Annotated in this window: 17 protein-coding genes; 11 read left to right on the top strand and 6 right to left on the bottom strand. The window is 36.2% G+C overall.

Going from position 1 to position 19,734, the window contains the following annotated elements:
• Positions 1–2: 2 nt before the first annotated feature.
• Entirely contained in the window at positions 3–2,075 is a 2,073-nt protein-coding gene (locus C1638_RS08880) for an alpha-ketoacid dehydrogenase subunit alpha/beta (protein WP_109620145.1), read from the top strand.
• Between the two features lie 204 nt (positions 2,076–2,279).
• Positions 2,280–3,308, top strand: coding sequence for a bestrophin family protein (locus tag C1638_RS08885; RefSeq protein WP_109620147.1), 1,029 nt, complete (start codon positions 2,280–2,282; stop codon positions 3,306–3,308).
• Positions 3,309–3,364: 56 nt separating this feature from the next.
• Here the strand turns inward: C1638_RS08885 and C1638_RS08890 are convergent, their stop codons facing one another.
• Entirely contained in the window at positions 3,365–3,823 is a 459-nt protein-coding gene (locus C1638_RS08890; protein ID WP_109620148.1) for an Lrp/AsnC family transcriptional regulator, read from the bottom strand.
• 157 nt (positions 3,824–3,980) lie between these two features.
• Here C1638_RS08890 and C1638_RS08895 point away from each other — a divergent pair, with 157 nt between their 5' ends.
• Entirely contained in the window at positions 3,981–5,207 is a 1,227-nt protein-coding gene (locus C1638_RS08895) for an aminotransferase class I/II-fold pyridoxal phosphate-dependent enzyme (RefSeq protein ID WP_109620644.1), read from the top strand.
• A 100-nt stretch (positions 5,208–5,307) separates the two neighbouring features.
• On the opposite strand, the gene C1638_RS08900 is transcribed toward C1638_RS08895, so the two are convergent.
• From C1638_RS08900 to C1638_RS08910, 3 genes are all read right to left on the bottom strand, one after another.
• The gene (locus C1638_RS08900; protein WP_109620150.1) at positions 5,308–6,312 is read right to left on the bottom strand and encodes a glycosyltransferase family 2 protein; all 1,005 of its coding nucleotides are present in this window, start codon (positions 6,310–6,312) and stop codon (positions 5,308–5,310) included.
• 85 nt (positions 6,313–6,397) lie between these two features.
• The gene (locus C1638_RS08905; protein ID WP_109620152.1) at positions 6,398–6,799 is read right to left on the bottom strand and encodes a branched-chain amino acid ABC transporter substrate-binding protein; all 402 of its coding nucleotides are present in this window, start codon (positions 6,797–6,799) and stop codon (positions 6,398–6,400) included.
• Between the two features lie 2 nt (positions 6,800–6,801).
• Entirely contained in the window at positions 6,802–7,968 is a 1,167-nt protein-coding gene (locus C1638_RS08910) for a THUMP domain-containing class I SAM-dependent RNA methyltransferase (protein WP_109620153.1), read from the bottom strand.
• Positions 7,969–8,106: 138 nt separating this feature from the next.
• Here C1638_RS08910 and C1638_RS08915 point away from each other — a divergent pair, with 138 nt between their 5' ends.
• The gene (locus tag C1638_RS08915) at positions 8,107–8,832 is read left to right on the top strand and encodes a class I SAM-dependent DNA methyltransferase (RefSeq protein ID WP_109620155.1); all 726 of its coding nucleotides are present in this window, start codon (positions 8,107–8,109) and stop codon (positions 8,830–8,832) included.
• A 2-nt stretch (positions 8,833–8,834) separates the two neighbouring features.
• Entirely contained in the window at positions 8,835–9,563 is a 729-nt protein-coding gene (locus C1638_RS08920; RefSeq protein ID WP_109620646.1) for a ZIP family metal transporter, read from the top strand.
• 81 nt (positions 9,564–9,644) lie between these two features.
• On the opposite strand, the gene C1638_RS08925 is transcribed toward C1638_RS08920, so the two are convergent.
• Positions 9,645–11,024 (bottom strand): OmpP1/FadL family transporter, encoded by a 1,380-nt coding sequence (locus tag C1638_RS08925; protein ID WP_228428091.1) that lies wholly within the window; start codon positions 11,022–11,024, stop codon positions 9,645–9,647.
• Positions 11,025–11,081: 57 nt separating this feature from the next.
• Entirely contained in the window at positions 11,082–12,143 is a 1,062-nt protein-coding gene (locus tag C1638_RS08930) for a prolyl-tRNA synthetase (protein WP_109620159.1), read from the bottom strand.
• 142 nt (positions 12,144–12,285) lie between these two features.
• Between C1638_RS08930 and proS the strand changes: the two genes are divergently transcribed.
• From proS to C1638_RS08960, 6 genes are all read left to right on the top strand, one after another.
• Positions 12,286–13,761, top strand: coding sequence for a proline--tRNA ligase (proS, locus tag C1638_RS08935; RefSeq protein WP_109620162.1), 1,476 nt, complete (start codon positions 12,286–12,288; stop codon positions 13,759–13,761).
• 116 nt (positions 13,762–13,877) lie between these two features.
• Positions 13,878–15,206 carry an OmpA family protein gene (locus tag C1638_RS08940; RefSeq protein WP_109620163.1) on the top strand — a complete coding sequence of 443 codons (1,329 nt, stop codon included), beginning with the start codon at positions 13,878–13,880 and terminating at the stop codon, positions 15,204–15,206.
• A 113-nt stretch (positions 15,207–15,319) separates the two neighbouring features.
• The gene (locus C1638_RS08945) at positions 15,320–16,654 is read left to right on the top strand and encodes an Nramp family divalent metal transporter (protein ID WP_109620165.1); all 1,335 of its coding nucleotides are present in this window, start codon (positions 15,320–15,322) and stop codon (positions 16,652–16,654) included.
• Between the two features lie 189 nt (positions 16,655–16,843).
• On the top strand, positions 16,844–17,383 hold the full coding sequence (locus C1638_RS08950; RefSeq protein ID WP_438829979.1) for a nucleotide exchange factor GrpE: 540 nt from the start codon (positions 16,844–16,846) through the stop codon (positions 17,381–17,383).
• A 110-nt stretch (positions 17,384–17,493) separates the two neighbouring features.
• Positions 17,494–18,612, top strand: coding sequence for a molecular chaperone DnaJ (gene dnaJ / locus C1638_RS08955; RefSeq protein WP_106916500.1), 1,119 nt, complete (start codon positions 17,494–17,496; stop codon positions 18,610–18,612).
• A 71-nt stretch (positions 18,613–18,683) separates the two neighbouring features.
• Positions 18,684–19,691, top strand: a complete 1,008-nt coding sequence (locus tag C1638_RS08960; protein WP_109620169.1) for a hypothetical protein — start codon at positions 18,684–18,686, stop codon at positions 19,689–19,691.
• Positions 19,692–19,734 lie beyond the last annotated feature (43 nt).

The following is a 19,734-nucleotide window of genomic DNA, read 5'->3' on the forward strand; positions in this document are numbered from 1 at the left end:
CTATGGAAAATACACTTCACGAAAAAGTTTCTCAGGATATTTTACTTAAAGCGTACAATCACATGATGCTTGCCAAAGCGATGGCAGATATTTACGAAGAAAACAGAAATATCTGTAAATACGTTCATAGTACATCAAGAGGCCACGAAGCCATTCAGTTAGCAACTGCTTACCAATTAAAAAAAGAAGACTGGGTATCTCCTTACTACAGAGATGAAAGTATTCTTTTGGGAATTGGTTTTGAACCATATCAACTTATGCTTCAATTATTGGCTAAAGCTGAAGATCCTTTTTCAGGAGGTAGATCTTACTATTCTCACCCATCAAGCAGGGATGAAAATAAGCCAAAGATTATTCATCAAAGTTCTGCAACAGGAATGCAGACCATTCCTACCACTGGTGTTGCGCAGGGAATAAAATACATTCAGGAATTCAAACTTCAGAATTTCGAAAATAATCCTGTTGTAATCTGTAGCCTTGGTGATAATTCCGTAACCGAAGGAGAAGTAAGTGAAGCATTACAATTTGCAGCATTACATCAACTACCTATTATATTTCTTGTTCAGGATAATGAATGGGGAATTTCCGTAACTAAGGAAGAAGCCAGAACCTGTGATGCCTATGATTTTGTAGCTGGATTTACAGGATTAAGCAGAATGAGAGTGGACGGAACTGATTTTGTAGAAAGTTTTGAAGCTATGAAAAAAGCGGTAGACTTTGTAAGAACAGAAAGAAAACCCATAGTTGTTTGTGCAAAAACAGTATTGATTGGCCACCACACTTCAGGAGTAAGAAGAGAATTCTATAGAGATGAGGAAGACTTAATTAAACATAGAGCAAAAGATCCAGGAGAAATTCTTAGAAAGCAATTGCTTGAAGCAGGCGCTAACGAAGATCTTTTGAAACAAATTACAAAGAAAGCACGCCTTGAAGCTGAAGAAGCTTTTGAAAGAGCTAAAAATGCTGAGGATCCAAAACCAGATACCGTAATGCAGCACATTTTCGCCCCTACTCCAATTATTGCGGAGGCTGGAACACGCGAACCCGCAAACGGAGAAAAGATTGTAATGGTAGACGCAGCCATCCATGCTATACAGGAATTGATGTGGAAGCATCCTGAAGCTATCCTTTATGGGCAAGATGTAGGAGAAAGAATCGGTGGAGTCTTCCGTGAGACCGTTACCTTGGGTAAAAAATTTGGGAGCAAAAGAGTTTTCAATACAGCAATTCAGGAAGCTTACATTATAGGTTCCACAGCAGGAATGAGTGCTGTAGGATTAAAACCTATTGTTGAAGTTCAGTTTGCAGATTATATTTATCCGGGAATTAATCAATTAATTACAGAAATTTCAAAATCAAGCTATTTAAGTCAGGGAAAATTCCCTGTAAGCAATATCATCCGTGTTCCGATTGGAGCATATGGCGGAGGTGGCCCTTACCATAGCGGAAGTGTAGAAAGTATTTTAGCCAATATAAAAGGAATCAAAATAGCCTATCCGAGTAACGCTGCAGATTTCAAGGGATTATTGAAAGCAGCTTATTACGATCCAAATCCTGTAATCATGCTTGAACATAAAGGATTATACTGGAGTAAAGTTCCGGGAACTGAGGATGCTAAAACAATTGAACCTGCCGAAGATTATGTTCTTCCATTTGGAAAAGGCAAAGTAGTGATTGAAGCAGACAAAAACGAAACCGAAAAAGGAAGAACTCTATTAGTCGTTACCTACGGAATGGGAGTTTATTGGGCGAAAGAAGCTGTTAAGAATTTCAATGGAAGAGTTGAAGTAATTGATTTAAGAACTTTAATTCCTTTGGATGAAGAACTGGTTTTTGAAAGAGTAAAAGCGCATGGTAAATGTATCGTTCTAACGGAAGAACAGCTTAACAACTCCTTTGCAGAAGCTTTTGCACACAGAATCTCTAAGAACTGCTTCAAATATCTGGATGCTCCGGTAGAAACAATGGGATCTCTGGACACACCAGCAGTTCCTATTAATCTGGTACTGGAAAAGGAAATGCTTCCCAATGCTGAAAAGCTTTCCAAGAAGATAGAAGAAATGCTACAATATTAAATTGATATCAATAAAAACCTCTAAAAATTTTTAGAGGTTTTTTTATGCATTTTTTTCACTACTTTTATTTAAGATTATTAATCTCAATCTTAAGTCATTATAACTAAAGAAAACTTGAAAAATCAATAGATACAGACATTATAGAATAAACTTTTATAAAGTTTGGTATTCATTTTGTCTGCACAGAAAAACACATCCCTCTTTATGATCACTACAAAATACGTTAATTATAAACAAGTTCTCAACCTATCCGGTTTACATCTTATCTTAATTTCTATATGGTGTACTCTAATTGCTATACTTTTTTATTTCTTCAATTGGCACTGGATGACTATTCCATGGGTTCCTGTAGCATTGATAGGTACAGCAGAAGCATTCTTGGTAGGTTTCAAAAATAACCAGGCATATGATAGACTTTGGGAAGCCCGAAAAATATGGGGTGGAATTGTAAATTCCAGTCGTTCATTTGCATCAATGGTGCAAGCTTTTGATACTAAAAATGAAGAAATAGGTGTTTTTGATCTGGAAGACCGAAAAAGAAGAATCATCTACCGTCATATTGCATGGCTATATACTTTCCGTGAGCAGCTGTTAGTTCCTACAGAATGGGAGCATATCAGTACTGAAAACAAGTTTGGTAATATCAACTTGAGAAGAAACAGATTAATCAAAGCTGGATTTCCGGATTATGGAAGAGCTCCAATCTTCCTCCATAAATATCTTTCGGAAGAAGAATACGACCGAAAAAGTGAATATAAAAATTTTGCTACATACCTGATCTCTCAACAGGCAAAAGACATTAATGAACTTAAAAACATGAATGCCATTACAGATTTTAATCAGACACAGCTACAAAACTGTCTGAATGAGTTTTATGGTTTTCAGGGACAGGCAGAAAGAATTAAGAAGTTTCCGTCACCAAGACAATTTGCAAGTACAGCATTTGTCTTCAATATCCTTTTCATTACTTTACTTCCACTGGGATTGGTGAATGAATTTGCTAAATTAGGTGATTGGGGAATCTGGACCTCTATTCCTTTCTGTATCATCATTGGATGGATTTACATTATCATGGAACTCGTGGGAGATTATTCTGAGAACCCTTTTGGCGGATTAATGTTTGATGTTCCAATGCTTTCCATCTGTAGAACTATAGAGATTGATCTGCTTCAAATGACTGGAGAAACAGACCTACCTGACCCAATAGCTTCTAAAAATGGAGTACTGGTTTAAATAATAAGCAATGAATGACACTGATAATGAATCTGTCATTCCTATTTTTTACGCTCTTACAATACAATTGCTGTGGTATTCTTTACTTCAGAAATCATAAATGAGCTGTGCGTGCTTGCGATGTGCTGAAGCGTCGTAAGCTTTGTCAGCATAAAATTTCGGTAATCTTCAATATCCCTCACCCCAATTTTAAGGATATAATCATAATCTCCGCTTACATGGAAGCATTCTGTAACTTCCTGAAGGTTCATTACCTCCTTTTCAAACTGTAGCACAAATTCTTTCTTGTGCTGCGTTAATTTCACGTGGCATAAAACGATAAAGTTTCGCTTAACCTTATTCTTATCCAACAACGCAACATATTTTGAAATGACACCGGCGTTTTCCAGTTTCTTTATTCGCTCATAAATAGCTGTAACTGATAATCCAAGCTTGCCGGAAAGCTCTTTGGTGGTTTGTTTACAGTCTTCCTGTAAAAACAACAGCAGTTTTTTATCCGTTTCGTCAAGTTCCATAGATAAATTTTTGGTGAAAATTTAATATTCTCGAATATACTAATTATATTTTCTATATAATCAATATTTTCCAGTTTTATATTCTATAAATTCAAATTTATATTGTAATAATTAGGAAAATAACTCAAATTAGGCAAATAAAATAAAAACAATGCTTATGGAAAACTTTAACGCAGCCAACGAGATTCAGGATCTTCAGTATTTTGGCGAATTTGGAGGAGTGAATCCTTCTATTTCAGACAGTTCCACGTATACTTTCCTTTCCGCAAAGACGATGTTTGATACCTTTGAGGGAAATGCAGAAGGATGTTATTTATATTCAAGACATTCATCTCCCATGAATCTTTACCTGGCACAAGCTTTGGCAAAGATGGAAAATACAGAATCTGCCAACGTTACAGCATCCGGAATGGGAGCCATCACTTCCGTTTTAATGCAAGTATGCAAAAGTGGAGACCATATCATTTCAAGCAGAACCATTTATGGAGGAACCTATGCCTTTCTTAAAAACTTTTTACCACAGTTTAATGTAGCAACTTCTTTTGTAGATATCAATAATTTTGATTCCATAGAAAATACTATAACTCCCAATACAAAAGTAATCTATTGCGAAAGTGTAAGTAATCCGTTGCTTGAAGTTGCAGACCTTAGAAAGCTTTCTGAGATTTGTAAAAAGCATAATTTAAAACTAATTGTAGACAATACATTCTCACCTCTTTCCATTTCTCCACAACTATTTGGAGCAGATATCGTTATTCATAGTCTGACAAAGTTCATCAATGGAAGCAGCGATACTGTGGGTGGTGTGTATTGTGGAACACAGGCATTTATTGATGATACTAAAAATGTAAATTCCGGAGCTTGTATGCTTCTTGGTCCTACCATGGATAGCCTAAGAGCTTCAAGTATCCTGAAAAACCTGAGAACTCTTCATATCAGAATAAAACAGCACAGTCATAATGCCATGTACCTTGCCGAAAGGTTTGAAAAAGATGGTTTAAAAGTTTCTTACCCGGGCTTACCATCCCATAAAAATCATGAGTTAATGAAAAGTATGATTGATGAGGAATATGGGTTTGGAGGATTATTGACATTGGATGCCGGAACTACGGAAAAAGCCAATGAACTGATGGAAATGATGCAGGAAGCCAACTTGGGTTATCTGGCAGTAAGTCTTGGTTTTTATAAAACCCTATTCTCGTGCTCAGGAAAATCTACCTCTTCTGAAATTCCGGAGGAAGAACGTGCTTCAATCGGTATTTCTGATGGATTAATCAGATTCTCTATCGGTTTAGATCACGATATTAAAAGAACCTATCATAAGATGAAAGAATGTATGCTGAAAGCAGGTGTTCTTAACCATGAAAACATTTCTATATCCTAAATTTATTGTAAAAAGAAGGCTGCCTTAATGAGACAGCCTTCTTTATTTTTTATAGGTAAACACCAATATTTTCATAAGTAATACAAACTTAATCAATGTATTATTTTTTATGATAATGATGCGGAAACGCTTCTTCAGGCTTCATTTTGAAAACATTTAAAAGAACCCAAGACTTAAGGAAACCATAGCCATAGGAAAGCATCTGAATATAGGTGGAAATTACTGCCATACCGGCAATACTTATATTTTTAGTCAATAGCAGGGCATGAAATAATACCAAAAAGGTATACAACCCATAAAATGTAAGAATAATTCCTCTTCCTAAAAAGAAATATTCAAAAAAGCCCATAATGTACCCCAACATAAATAAGGTAGGAAAAGCAAAAGAGATCTTCACATAATTAGGATGTCTCTGATTAAGAATCGGTCGGGCACAGCCAAACTGAAAAACTTGCTTGGAGAATTTTCCAAAATCCACCCTACGCTTATGATATACAGCAATATCATCAAAAAAAGCAGTGGTAAACCCATTTTCCCAAAGAGTCATAGACAAATCAGGATCCTCTCCTATTCTCATCTCAGAAAAGCCACCTACTTTCTCAAAAACAGCTTTTTTCACTCCCATATTAAAGCTTCTTGGCTGAAATTTCGAAACCGCTTTTTTATTCCCTCTGATTCCTCCTGTCGTAAATACAGATGTCATAGAGTACGAAATGGCTTTTTGCATCAGATTAAAGCCTTTATGAGCCTTATCTGCTCCTCCAAATGCATCACATGGAATGGTCAGTATATCATTTTTAATATGCTCTATATAGTCTTTCTCTACAATTACATCACTATCTACAAATACCAGCCATTCATTGGCTGCTCTTTTCGCCCCATAATTTCTCGTAAGCCCAGGTCCTGAATTATCCTTTCTGAAATATTTAATATCAAGGCTTTCCTCAAAGTTCTTTATTGTAGGTTTCAAGTCTATCAGAGAACCGTCATCCACAATAATGATTTCAAACTCTTTATCGGTCTGCTGGGTCAATGAGGTCAGTAACTCGAAAAGTTCATCCTTTCGGTTGTAAATAGCAACAATAATAGAAATCGTAGGTTTCAAATTGAAAATTTTTCAAAATTACTTATTCGCAGAAGAAACAGCAAACAGTTTAACAGGTTATTCGGAGAAATTAACTTTTATAAGTTTATATAAAAACTCCTGATTGAAAATAAACACACATTACCAAGGCAATAAAAAATGCAATTACAGAACAGCTAAAAAGAAGAAGCTTAAAAACATTTTTAAAGTAATAAAGCTCCATCAAATTCAAAACAAAAAACAACACACATGAAATTGCAAAACCAATTAACGAGGTTACAATTAAAGTTTGCACATAATTTTCTGCGGGTACCGGATCTTTAAAAGCAATTACAAAGAGAATGACAGACGCAAGAATAAATCTTGCGCTGACTTTCTCTGTAAAATATTTATCTTTTTGTTTACCTTTCTTGCGGGCACGAGCTTCGGAATCTTTCACAGGTTGAGTTGCCACTGCAGAAAATGCATCCGCCGTCATTCCCAATACTTCAAAAAAATTCCAGGACATAATTAAGACTTATCTTCTAATTTATGCACCTTTTTCGTTCCTTCATACATTTCATACTGTAAGAATCTTGTTTCCAGCTTTCCGTTGAAAAGCTTAATTTTTCTTGAAGGGCGTAAACCTATCTTCTTCACAGCTTCAAGGTCAGATGAAATTAACCACGCAAGAGTATTTGGATAGTGAGTTTTGAAAGTATCTCCTATTTTTTTGTAGAAATCATCATCATTAATGGAAATTCTCTCATCATATGGAGGGTTAAATACCATCAATAGAGGGAAAAGTTCTTTTTTAGATTCAAAGAAGTCTTGTTTTGTGATCTCGATAACATCTTCCATTTCTGCTGCTTCTACATTTATTCTTGCAGCATTCAACATTCTTGAATCAATATCATATCCAACGATCTTTCCATCAAATTGTCTCACTCTATTAATTCTGAACTCTTTAATTTTTGAGAACAAATCTGCATCATAGTTTTTCCAGTTCTGGAATCCAAATCTTTTTCTGAAGATCTGAGCCGGAAGATCCATTGCAATCATTGCTGCTTCAATCAACAAGGTACCGGAACCACACATCGGATCCAGGAAGTTACCTTTCCCATCCCAACCGGCAAGCTGAAGCATTCCACTTGCAAGAACTTCATTAATTGGCGCTTCGCCCTGTTCTCTTCTGTAGCCTCTTTTAAACAATGCATCCCCTGAAGAATCCATAGAAATCATCACCAACTCCCTGTCAATGTGAAGATGGAATTTAATATCCGGATTTTTGGTTTCTACATTGGGACGTCTTCTATGCTTTTCCTGAAAATAATCTACAATCGCATCTTTCATTTTCAAGGTTACAAACTGAGAATGTTTAAACGTTTCAGAGTTTACAGTTGCATCAATAGAGAAAGACTGATCTACATCCATAAATTCATCCCATTCAAATTTGAACAATCTGTCATAGAACTGATGTTGATTAAAAGCCTTAAACTGATGAATCGGCACCAAAATCTTCAATGCTGTTCTTGCCGAATAATTGATCTTATAAAGAAAGCCCAAATCTCCTTCACAGTTTACTGCTCTATTTTTGATTTCAACATTTCTACCACCCAATTTTTTGATTTCTTCCGCCAGAATCTGCTCCAGTCCGAAGAATGTTTTTATCTGTATTTGTAGATTTTCTATATCCATAAGTAATTAATTAAAAGATTTAAAGGATTAATAATTAAAAGATTAGCTATCCAACTTATTGACCAATTGAATTTTTCAATCTATTAATGTTGTAAAATACTTTGCTTTTAAGACCACAAATTTAGTTATTTTTGCATTATGGAATGGTTTGAATCTTGGTTTGATACCCCTTATTATCATTTGCTTTATAGCAACAGAGACTATACTGAAGCCGAAAACTTCATTACAAAACTTACTGCGGACCTACAGCTGCCGCCTCAATCCAAGATCATAGATCTTGCCTGTGGTAAAGGAAGACACTCTGTTTTCCTCAACAAATTGGGCTATGATGTTTTGGGATTAGATCTTTCAAGACAAAGCATTGAGTCTGATAAACAATATGAAAATCAAACTTTAATCTTTGAAGTTCATGATATGCGAAATCCAATTGATGCGGACCCTATGGACGCTGTTTTCAATTTATTTACAAGTTTCGGATATTTTGACAATGAAAATGACGATAAAAAAGTTTTCCAGTCGGTTTACAACGCATTGAAACCGGGAGGGTATTTTGTTTTGGATTATTTGAATGAAGAATATGTAAGAAATACCATGGTTCCTGAAACTTTAGTTACCCGTGGTGATATAGATTTTAAAATTCTTAAAAAAATTGAAGGGAGGCATGTTATTAAAGACATTCGTTTTGAAACAGATGGTAAGCCTTTTCACTTTTTTGAAAAAGTAAAACTTCATACATTAGAAGCCATACAAACCTATGCTTCAGAATGTGGATTTGAAAGAATAAAAATCTGGGGAGATTATCAGCTTAATGAATTTAATAAAGAAAGTTCCCCACGTTGCATCAATTTATTTAAGAAAAAATAATGATAACAGTACTTTTACTGATTTTAAGTGTAATTACAGGAGTATTTCTGGGAAAACATTTTGGTAAAAAAGAAAAGCTGGCCAAAAATCTATTGATATTAAGTGCCGGATTCCTTATTACCATTTGTTTAAATGAGGTTTTCCCTCAGGTATACACTTCCACAGAAAGCAGTAATCTTGGGATATTTGTCATTGCAGGAGTTCTTTTGCAAATGATTCTGGAAGCTCTTACCAAAGGTTTTGAGCATGGTCATTTTCATCATCATGGTGAACATAACATTCTTCCTATGGCCTTAATGGTAGGCCTTTTTATTCATGCATTTATTGAAGGAATTCCTCTTGCCAATGAAGAGCATGAATTATCTCCCTATCTTCTGGGAATTGTATTCCATAATCTTCCTATTTCATTTATACTGGGAGCATTTTTATTTAATAGAAAAGGAGAATCAAAAAGTTCATCATCTTACCCGTCTCTCTTAATTGTTGCCCTTTTTGCATTGGCTTCACCTATGGGGATGTTATTGGGGAATTATTTCAACCCGGATCTTCAGCCTTATTTTCTGGCTATCGTAGGTGGGATTTTCCTTCACATATCATCCGTGATTATTTTTGAGAGCAATAAAAACCATAATATTGACTGGCTTAAAATAGGGCTTGTGGTTTTAGGAGTTTCCCTTGCATTGCTTATGCATATTTTCCATCATCACCCTAGTCCTGTTCATCATCATTAAACTTATTTTTACCCATAAAAAAGCTCCGAATTTTTCAATTCGGAGCTTTTTATTTTTAATATTCTTCAAGTGAGGTTGAAATTAGAATTTCCAACCAACAGTAAGGAAGAAATTATTTTTGCTATTTTTAACACTACTTACTGCGTAAGTAACATTTTCATAGATAGAATTTGAATTGGTTGAATAATAAGCACTATCGTAATCTTTTCCAATAACACCTCTCATAGATGGACTGTTATATTTGGAAGTTATATTCTGATATGACGCATCAATATAGAACGATTTGAAATCATATCCGATACCGAAAGAAACTAAATTTCTGTCACTTAGCATAAGATCATTATAAGACTGATCTTCTATGTTACCCGCATTATCAAATCTTTTAATGGTAAGCACATCAACAGGATTGGATAAATAAGAATAACCTCCTCTCAGTCTTAATTGCTGTACTCTATATTCCGCCCCTATTCTAACTTCTGACATGTTTTTGTAGTTATCTTTAAAGAAAGAATTCAAATCTCTTTCTATGATACTATATACTTTATAATCAGGTTTTGTAAGACCCAATGTATAATCTACATTCAATGAGAAGTTTTTACTCGCTACAAATGCCGCACTCAGTGTTGCCTTAAGCGGAGATGTAAATTTTCTATTTTCGGTTCCAACACCATTTCCATAATTAGGATTATCATAGAAGCTAAAATCACGATCTATGCTCCAGAATGTAGGTGTTTCAAGGGAAGCTCCTAATCTGAAATTAGGACTTAGTTTTCCAATAACCCCTACCGAAGCAGAAAACCCGGAAGCTCTCTCCCAATAAGGACTATCCTGCTTATTAAAAACGTCAATATTATTATTTTTAGCCATTTGGAATGCCAGCTGATCATACTGATCTACTGAGGCATTGAAAAAATTCAACCCTGCTCCAATGTATAAACTATGATTATAATTGGCTCCAACACCGAAACTCATCTTTGATAAATTTCCAGCTCTTGAATATTGATGTCCAGCTAATACAGCTCTTCCATCCGGTAAGTCCGTTTTAATATTCGCATTTCCTGGAGATTCTACTACATTATCAAGAGATTGGTTGGAAAAATTAACCCCTATATTAATAAACTTCCATGCAGACTTAGTCATTAACGGAAAAGCAATTATTCCACCTACATTTCCCAAATCCCCTCTCGTTTTACTATAGTCTATTGTAGAGCCTGCTAAAGAAGTACTGTTTTTATTACCTGTAATAGATAAAGTTGCAGAAACCTCTCCTGAAATAGCAACTCCCAAACCTGCTGGGTTAGTAAGCAGTGAACTCGCATCACCTCCTAGTGCTCCATTAGCTCCTGCCATCGCATTAAACTTGGCAGACCCCACCATAGGATTGCTTGAATAAACATCTACAGTATTCCTTATTAATGAAACATCTTGAGCCTGCGCAAAAAATGCTGCAGAAATACTCATTAATACTAAAGATTTTTTTAACATTATTTTTTTAATAGTTTTTTATGAAGTTGAATATTATCTGAAGCCACCGGATCTAAATCCACCGCCTCCACCGGATGAACCACCTCTAAAGCTTCCACCGCCAGATGAACCACCGGATCTGAAACCACCACTGGAATTATTAAATCCGCCATTGTTTCTAAAACCTCCGGAATCACCCGACCTGAAACCACCATTGTTGTATCTTTGCTGTTGTTGAGGAGCCGAATTACGGAATCCTCCTGAATCTGAATTTCTGAAACCTCCATTTGAATTTCCGTTTCTAAATCCACCAGAATTTCCATTTCTGAATCCACCAGAGCTTTCGTTTCTAAATCCACCGGAATTCTGATTTCTGAAACCACCACTAGAGCTATTTCTAAATCCGTTGTTATTTCTAGCAGTATTTGTTCTGTAGACAGCATTACTCATACTTGAACCACTTCCACTATTACCACTTCTCATATAAATTCTATTATAACCTCCTCCGTAACCCCATGAGTTACCATAATATCCGCCCCAGAATGGATCATAGTAACCACCCCAGTAAGGAGAATATCCGTAGCCCCAGTATGGACTTCCCCATCCGATAGAGCCGCCCCAGCCCCAACCGAATGATCCGCCCCAACCCCAGGACATGCTTCCACCCCAGCCCCAGCCGCGGTTAAAGCCCCAATATGGGCTATAGCCTCCGTACCAGCCCCAAGGAGATCCCCAACCCCATGAATTATCATAGTAATTAGTTTGGGAACCTGCATACATTCCCCAATCAGAGTCTGTAGCATTGGATGTCCAATTGGCATTGGTACCACTCCATTCGTTATATTTATTCTGTTGTTCTCTTGAATTCGCCTGTGCATTTTGAATCACGTTGGAATCCTGATAGTAGTCATAATATTCGCCTACTCTATTTTCGCTACCATTAATGATAACTCCTTCTGGCAGCGTATCCTTATTAGGGTCATAATATACCCCATCTGTCTCGCTATACCCTCCCATCTGAGCACCACAAGACATAAGCAATAATCCACCTGATATTGCCAAGATCCCTTTGGATTTTAGCAGACCAAGCAAATTTTTATGTATATTTCTTTTCATGATAACGTAAAAATTTTTAATTTAAATTATATTTGCAATCAGTACCAAAAATGTACCAATACTGATTAAAAAATCTATCAAAAATAGATTTTTATTTTTAGATAACAATAATGTACAAAAGTTAAAAAAATTTTAAAAGATAATGGCAAAATTAACCTCAAGAAGCGAAGATTACAGCAAATGGTATAATGAGCTGGTTGTAAAAGCTGATTTAGCTGAAAACTCAGGAGTACGTGGATGTATGGTAATCAAACCGTATGGCTATGCAATCTGGGAAAAAATGCGTGATGAAATGGATAGAAAATTCAAGGAGACAGGTCACGTGAACGCATACTTCCCGCTTTTTGTGCCCAAGAGCTTATTTGAGGCTGAAGAAAAGAATGCAGAAGGTTTTGCAAAAGAATGTGCTGTAGTAACTCACTACAGATTAAAAACAGATCCTAACAACCCTTCAAAACTTATTGTAGATCCAGATGCAAAACTGGAAGAAGAACTGATCGTTCGTCCTACTTCAGAAGCAATTATCTGGAATACCTACAAAAACTGGATCCAGTCTTACAGAGATTTACCAATACTTATTAACCAATGGGCAAATGTTGTACGTTGGGAAATGAGAACCCGTTTATTCCTTAGAACAGCAGAATTCTTATGGCAGGAAGGTCATACCGCTCACGCAACAAAAGACGAGGCAGTAGAAGAAGCTGAAAAAATGAACAAAGTATATGCAGATTTTGCAGAAAACTTTATGGCAATGCCTGTTATCCAAGGATTGAAAACACCCTCTGAAAGATTTGCAGGAGCAGACGAAACTTATTGTATTGAAGCATTAATGCAGGATGGAAAAGCACTTCAGGCCGGAACTTCTCACTTCTTAGGTCAGAATTTTGCTAAAGCATTTGACGTAAAATTCACCAACAAAGAAGGAAAGATAGAACATGCATGGGCAACCTCATGGGGAACTTCAACTCGTCTTATGGGTGCTTTAATCATGACGCACTCTGATGACTTCGGATTGGTATTGCCTCCAACTTTGGCGCCTATTCAGGTAGTAATTGTTCCTATCTTTAAAGGAGAAGAGCAATTGGCACAGATTAGCGAAGTTGCTCTAGATATTCAAGCTAAGCTAAAAGCTAAAGGTATTTCTGTAAAATTCGACAATGATACACAGAACAAACCGGGATGGAAATTCGCAGAGTATGAATTGAAAGGTGTACCAGTAAGAATTGCAATGGGACCAAGAGATCTGGAAAACAAATCTGTTGAAATTGCAAGAAGAGACAACCTTACTAAAGAAGTTCGTTCTATTGACGGGTTAGATACTTATATTGAAGAACTATTAAAGACCATTCAGGAAGATCTTTACAACAAAGCCCTGAACTTCAGACAGGATAACCTTACAAAAGTTGATACTTATGAAGAGTTCAAAAAAGTTTTAGAAGAAAAAGGAGGTTTCATCTACGCTCATTGGGATGGTACAGATGAAGAAGAAGAGCAAATTAAGGAAGAAACTAAGGCTACAATCAGATGTATTCCTTTGGATGATGACATAGAAGAAGGTATTTCGCTGATTTCAGGAAAACCTTCTAAGAGACGTGTGTTATTCGCAAAAGCATATTAATAATTTTAACGATTTAAAAAAAAATCGTTAAAATTTAAAGAAATATTCAAAAAAAAATGACATTTGGACGGATTTTTGTTTAAATTTATCACAACATTAATCTAAAAAAATTTATTATGTCTTTAAATGTCATTGATTTAATTAAAGGACAATTAGGTCCCGCTTTGGTTTCACAAGCTGCATCACAGTTTGGAGAAAGCGAATCAGGAATCTCTAAAGCAATTGGTGGCTTATTACCTGCCGTAGTAGGTGGATTAGCCAATAACGCAGACAACCCAGGTGTTGTGGATGCTATTACAAAAGCCTCTTCTAGTGGAATTTTAGGAAATCTATTAGGCGGATCGTCTAGTAATCCTATTATTACTACTTTGTTATCTTCACTTTTCGGAGATAAAGTAGGTGGATTAGTAAATTCCATTGCCAGTTTTTCAGGAATCAGCAATAATTCTGCAGGTTCTTTACTAAACTTGGTTACCGGGGCTACAGTAGGCACTGTTGGTAAATACGCGGCAGACAATAATTTGGGTGCTTCAGGTATTTCCGGCTTACTGAATGATCAGAAAGGCATTATTTCTTCTTTATTGCCGGCAGGTCTTTCTTTGGCTTCCTTTGGATTAGGGGCTGAAAATTGGTTTGGTCAGGCTAAAGAAACAGTTTCTTCAGTAACATCTACTGCAAAAGACAACCTTGCTGAGGGTGTTGCTACAGCTAGAGAAAATGTTAACGAGGGAGCAAGAGAAATAAGAGAGCAATTTAATAATAACAACAATGATAATCAAGGCGGAGGTTCAATCTGGAAATGGTTGCTTCCGCTTTTATTATTAATTGCAGCTGGATATTTCCTATGGAAACAGTGTGAGAAAAAACAAACCACCACTACGATGGCTTCTTCCACAGATTCTACAGGAACGTCTACAGATACAGCATCTGCTGCATCAACACCAGCTACAACTGCAACACCAGCAGCTAAAACTGATGAAAACATTGACCTTAACGGTGTCATGTTAAAAGGTTACAAAGGAGGAATGGAAGACCAAATGATTGGATTCCTGAAATCTGGCGGATACAAGAGTGCTGCTGATGATTCAGCATTGAAAGAAAAATGGTATGATTTTGACCATGTTAACTTCAAAATGGGAAGTTCTACAGAGTTAGAGGCAGGATCACAAGGACAATTGGATAACTTAGTAGCTATCCTTAAAGCTTTCCCTGATTCAAAAGTTAAAATCGGTGGTTATACTGATAAGACAGGAAATGAAGCTTCTAATGTAAAATTATCTCAGGCAAGAGCTGATTATATCAAAGCTGCTTTAGGAAAAGCAGGAGTTGGAGCTCAGGTTCTTGGAGCTGAAGGGTACGGAAGTAAATTTGCTAAGGTAGATGCAAAAGCTACTGATGCAGAAAGAGCTGCTGACAGAAAAATGTCTGTAAGATTTGCAAAATAATCTTTAGAATCAATAAAAATTAAGTCCCGGAAAGTTATTTCCGGGATTTTTTCTTTCCCTAATTTTTGTGTTTACATTTATTTAATTAAATTTGTTAGTCATTTCTAACATTTATGAATCTCAATTTAAAAAACGCTTGGCGTAAAGATAAAACATCTCACTCTTTATCAGAAGTTTATTCTTCCATTAAAGTTCCTAAAAATGGTAGTTTTTGGAGGAAATATCTTGCTTTTGCAGGACCTGGACTCATGATTGCAGTAGGATATATGGACCCTGGAAACTGGGCTACAGATATTGCAGGAGGAGCACAGTTTGGATACACATTGCTTTCGGTGATTCTTATTTCCAATATTTTCGCGATGGTGCTGCAACACCTATCCGTTAAATTGGGAGTTGTCGCAGAAAGGGATCTTGCACAGGCTTGTAGAGATCACTTCAGCCCTACCACCAATTTTATTCTTTGGATATTCTGTGAGATAGCTATTGCCGCCTGTGATCTCGCCGAGGTCATTGGTTCAGCAATTGCCCTAAATTTACTATTTCATATTCCCTTGACCTGGGGAATTGTTATTACTACTGTAGATGTCTTGATTATTCTTTTACTTCAGGCAAAAGGATTTCGATGGATAGAAAGTATAGTAGGTGGACTTATCTTTATTATCCTCGCCTGTTTTGTTTATGAGATTGTTATCTCTCAACCTGCCTTTAATGAAATTTTAGGGGGGCTGGTTCCACAAAAAGAAATTATTCAGAATCCTGCAATGCTTTATATCGCCATTGGGATTTTAGGGGCTACTGTGATGCCTCACAATTTATACCTCCACAGCAGTATTGTACAGACAAGGGACTACACGCGTGACAGAGAAGGAAAAAAGGAAGCTATAAAGTTCGCAACATTAGATAGTACAGTTTCTTTGATGCTGGCTTTCTTTATCAATGCAGCTATTTTAATCCTCGCAGCGGCTACTTTTCACACTACAGGAAATGAACATGTTGCCGATATTCATGATGCATATAAAATGTTGACTCCAATTTTAGGAGCTTCCATGGCAAGTATCGCATTTGCTATTGCCCTATTGGCGTCAGGACAAAATTCAACACTTACTGGAACTTTGGCAGGACAGATCGTTATGGAAGGCTTTTTGAACATCAAATTAAAACCTTGGCTGCGAAGATTGATCACAAGACTTATTGCTGTCATTCCGGCCTTAATTGTTGCTATACTTTATGGGGAAAAAGGAACAACTGAATTATTGGTTTTAAGCCAGGTTATTCTGTCTATGCAGCTAAGTTTTGCCGTAGTGCCTTTGGTTATGTTTACCAATGACAAAGCCAAAATGGGAGAATTTGTCAACAAACCATTCCTTAAGGTTTGTGTATGGATCATTTCCATTATTATTATTGTTTTAAATCTCTATCTATTATACCAGACATTTATGGGAGCATAATAATCAGAGGTAAGAGTTTTAAGGATTTTTTTAGCATAAGCAGTGGCGAAAATATAAGTTCTAATCTCTCTTTTTTTATTGACAATTCATCCTCTTTTACCATTTGTATGAGTGATCTTTTTCTGCCTTAATGTCTTGTTTTCTCCTTTGGCAGAGTCTTTGTCAAACAATTGAGTAAATAAATATTGAATTATGGAAAATCAGGATATTAACGAAGAAAGCATCAATAATCAGGAAGATAACAATGTTCAGAATGACACAGCGTCTCAGGACAATGTGACAGCGGCACCTTCTGCAGAGGAACTTTTGGCAGAGGAGAAAGACCGTTACATTAGATTATATGCTGAATTCGAAAACTATAAAAAAAGAACGTCTAAGGAAAAAATGGAGTTCTTCCAATTTGCTAATCAGGAAATGATGGTTTCTATGTTAGGCGTTTTGGATGACTTCGAAAGAGCATTAAAGGAAATTGCTAAAAACGGAAATCCAGCTGATCTGCAAGGCGTAGAATTGATCTATCAAAAATTCAAAAATAAACTTACCGAAAAAGGCTTAAAACCAATGGAAGTGAGAGCTGGAGACAGTTTCAACGTAGATTTCCATGAAGCTATCACTCAAATCCCTGCTCCATCGGAGGATCTAAAAGGGAAAATCGTAGATGTTATTGAAACAGGATATACTTTAAGTGATAAAGTAATCCGTTTTGCAAAAGTAGTAACAGGAAACTAATATTATTAATGATAAATGATGAGTGATAATGGATAGACCGCTATACTTTTATTACTAAATTTTAAATATCTTTTATCATTTATCGATCATCAATTATAGAATAGAAAGTCATGTCAAAAAGAGATTATTACGAGGTTCTTGAGATCAGCAAATCTGCATCGGCCGACGAAATAAAAAAAGCATACCGAAAAATGGCCATCAAATTTCACCCGGATAAAAATCCAGGAGATAAGGAGGCTGAGGAAAAATTCAAAGAAGCTGCTGAAGCTTATGAAGTACTAAGCGACGATCAGAAACGTGCCAGATATGACCAGTTCGGACATGCCGGAATGGGAGGAAATGGAGGTTTCGGAGGCGGTGGCTTCGGAGGTGGAATGAACATGGAAGATATTTTCAGTCAGTTTGGAGATATTTTCGGTGGTGGTTTCGGAGGATTCGGTGGCGGTGGCGGTGGTCGCCAGCAGGTAAGAGGTTCTAATTTAAGAATCAGAATCAAGCTGAACCTTGAGGAAATGGTCAACGGAACTCACAAAACCATTAAGGTTAAAAAAATGAAGATGGCGGAAGGAGCCACTTCAAAAACCTGCCCTACCTGTAATGGATCTGGTGTTCAGCTTAAAGTAATGAATACCATGTTCGGTCAAATGCAAACCCAAACCACTTGTGGTACTTGCCAGGGAATTGGAAAGGTTGCTGATAAAATTCCTACAGGAGCTAATGCACAGGGTCTTGTGAAAGATGAAGAGGAAATCACAATTAATATTCCTGCCGGAGCAAGAGACGGAATCCAGCTTAATGTAAGAGGAAAAGGAAATGATGCTCCATTTGGTGGAACTCCAGGTGACTTATTGGTAATCATTGAAGAGGAAGTAGATCAAACAATCAAGAGAGAAGGCGATAATCTTCACCAAGAACTCTATATTTCATTTGCTGAAGCTGCTTTAGGAACTAAAAAAGAGATTCCTACCGTTGGTGGAAAAGTGAAAATCACTGTTGATCCGGGAACACAATCCGGAAAGATCTTAAGACTTGCCGGAAAAGGACTTCCAAGCATCGACAGTTATGGAAAAGGAGACATGTTTATTCATATCAATGTCTGGACTCCACAGAAGCTTAACAAGGAGCAAAAAGACTTCTTTGAAAAGCAGATGTCCAGCGGAGAAATGGTTGCAGAACCATCCGGAAAGGAAAAAACTTTTTTTGATAAAGTAAAAGATTTATTCAATTAATATAAAGAGGCCTTAGGGTCTCTTTTTTATTGTATCAATTTATATATTAGTTCTTTATTAAAAGTTCCAAAATGAAAAGAATAGTATTTTTTTTAATGTTTTTTACGATTCCATTAAAAGCATTTGGACAGCAAAATAATAACAAAGAATTTGATACTGTAATCAAACAATGGTTTTGTGCATGGTCATTGGTTTACAAAGACCTTTATAAAATTGATACACTTCAGCCTGTACAATTTGTATTTTTTGATGATACCTATGTATATTCCACTTCTTCAGTTACTATTCCTAAAGGTAAATTAATAAAGGGTTATAATCTTTTAAATTTGAAACTGAATTGGAAAAGGGCTCCTCACCATAACACACTCACATTACCGGATAAATCATCTGTTCCTGTAGGAATTATGTCATTTGCGGCAGAAATCCCAACAGATAAACATCAGTCATTTTTTGTAATGCCCTTACCTAGTTTCTGGAAAAAAGCAGGGGTTGAAAGCAAGGAACTAGGATTAGATAATTTAACTACGGGAGTGTTCATTCACGAGTTTTCCCATTCTCAGCAAATGCAAAGCTTCGGCAATAAAATGACACAATATGAGAAACAAAATAGCTTTGGAGTTTCTTTTAACGATGATATGATACAGGCTATTTTTAGTGAAAATAAAGATTATCTTGATCTGTATCACTCAGAAATAAATAGTCTTTATACCAGTATTATTGATAAAGAGTTGAACAAGGAACAACTTTTAAACGGGCTAAATTTCATTAACCAAAGACAGACAAATTATTTTAAAGACAAATATCAAGGACTAAAAGAGATTGATGACCTTTTCCTTACCATGGAAGGTCTGGGGCAATATTCCATGTATTTGTGGCTAATCCATCCTAAAGGTGGAAAAATTGAAAAGAGCATCGCTATGGCTGGTGTTAGACGAAATAAAAAATGGTGGTCACAGGACGAAGGCTTTGTTCTTTTTTTAATTTTGGAGCGATTAAAAGCTCCCGAGTCTTGGGCAAAGGATATGTTTGGGTCAAAAGTTATCACAGCAATTGAACTGATCAAAGCTAATATGAAGTAAAATAATCAACCAAATAAAAATCCTGTACTATTTTTCAAGTACA

It is taken from the genome of Chryseobacterium oncorhynchi (assembly GCF_002899895.1).
Taxonomy (GTDB): Bacteria; Bacteroidota; Bacteroidia; order Flavobacteriales; family Weeksellaceae; genus Chryseobacterium; species Chryseobacterium oncorhynchi.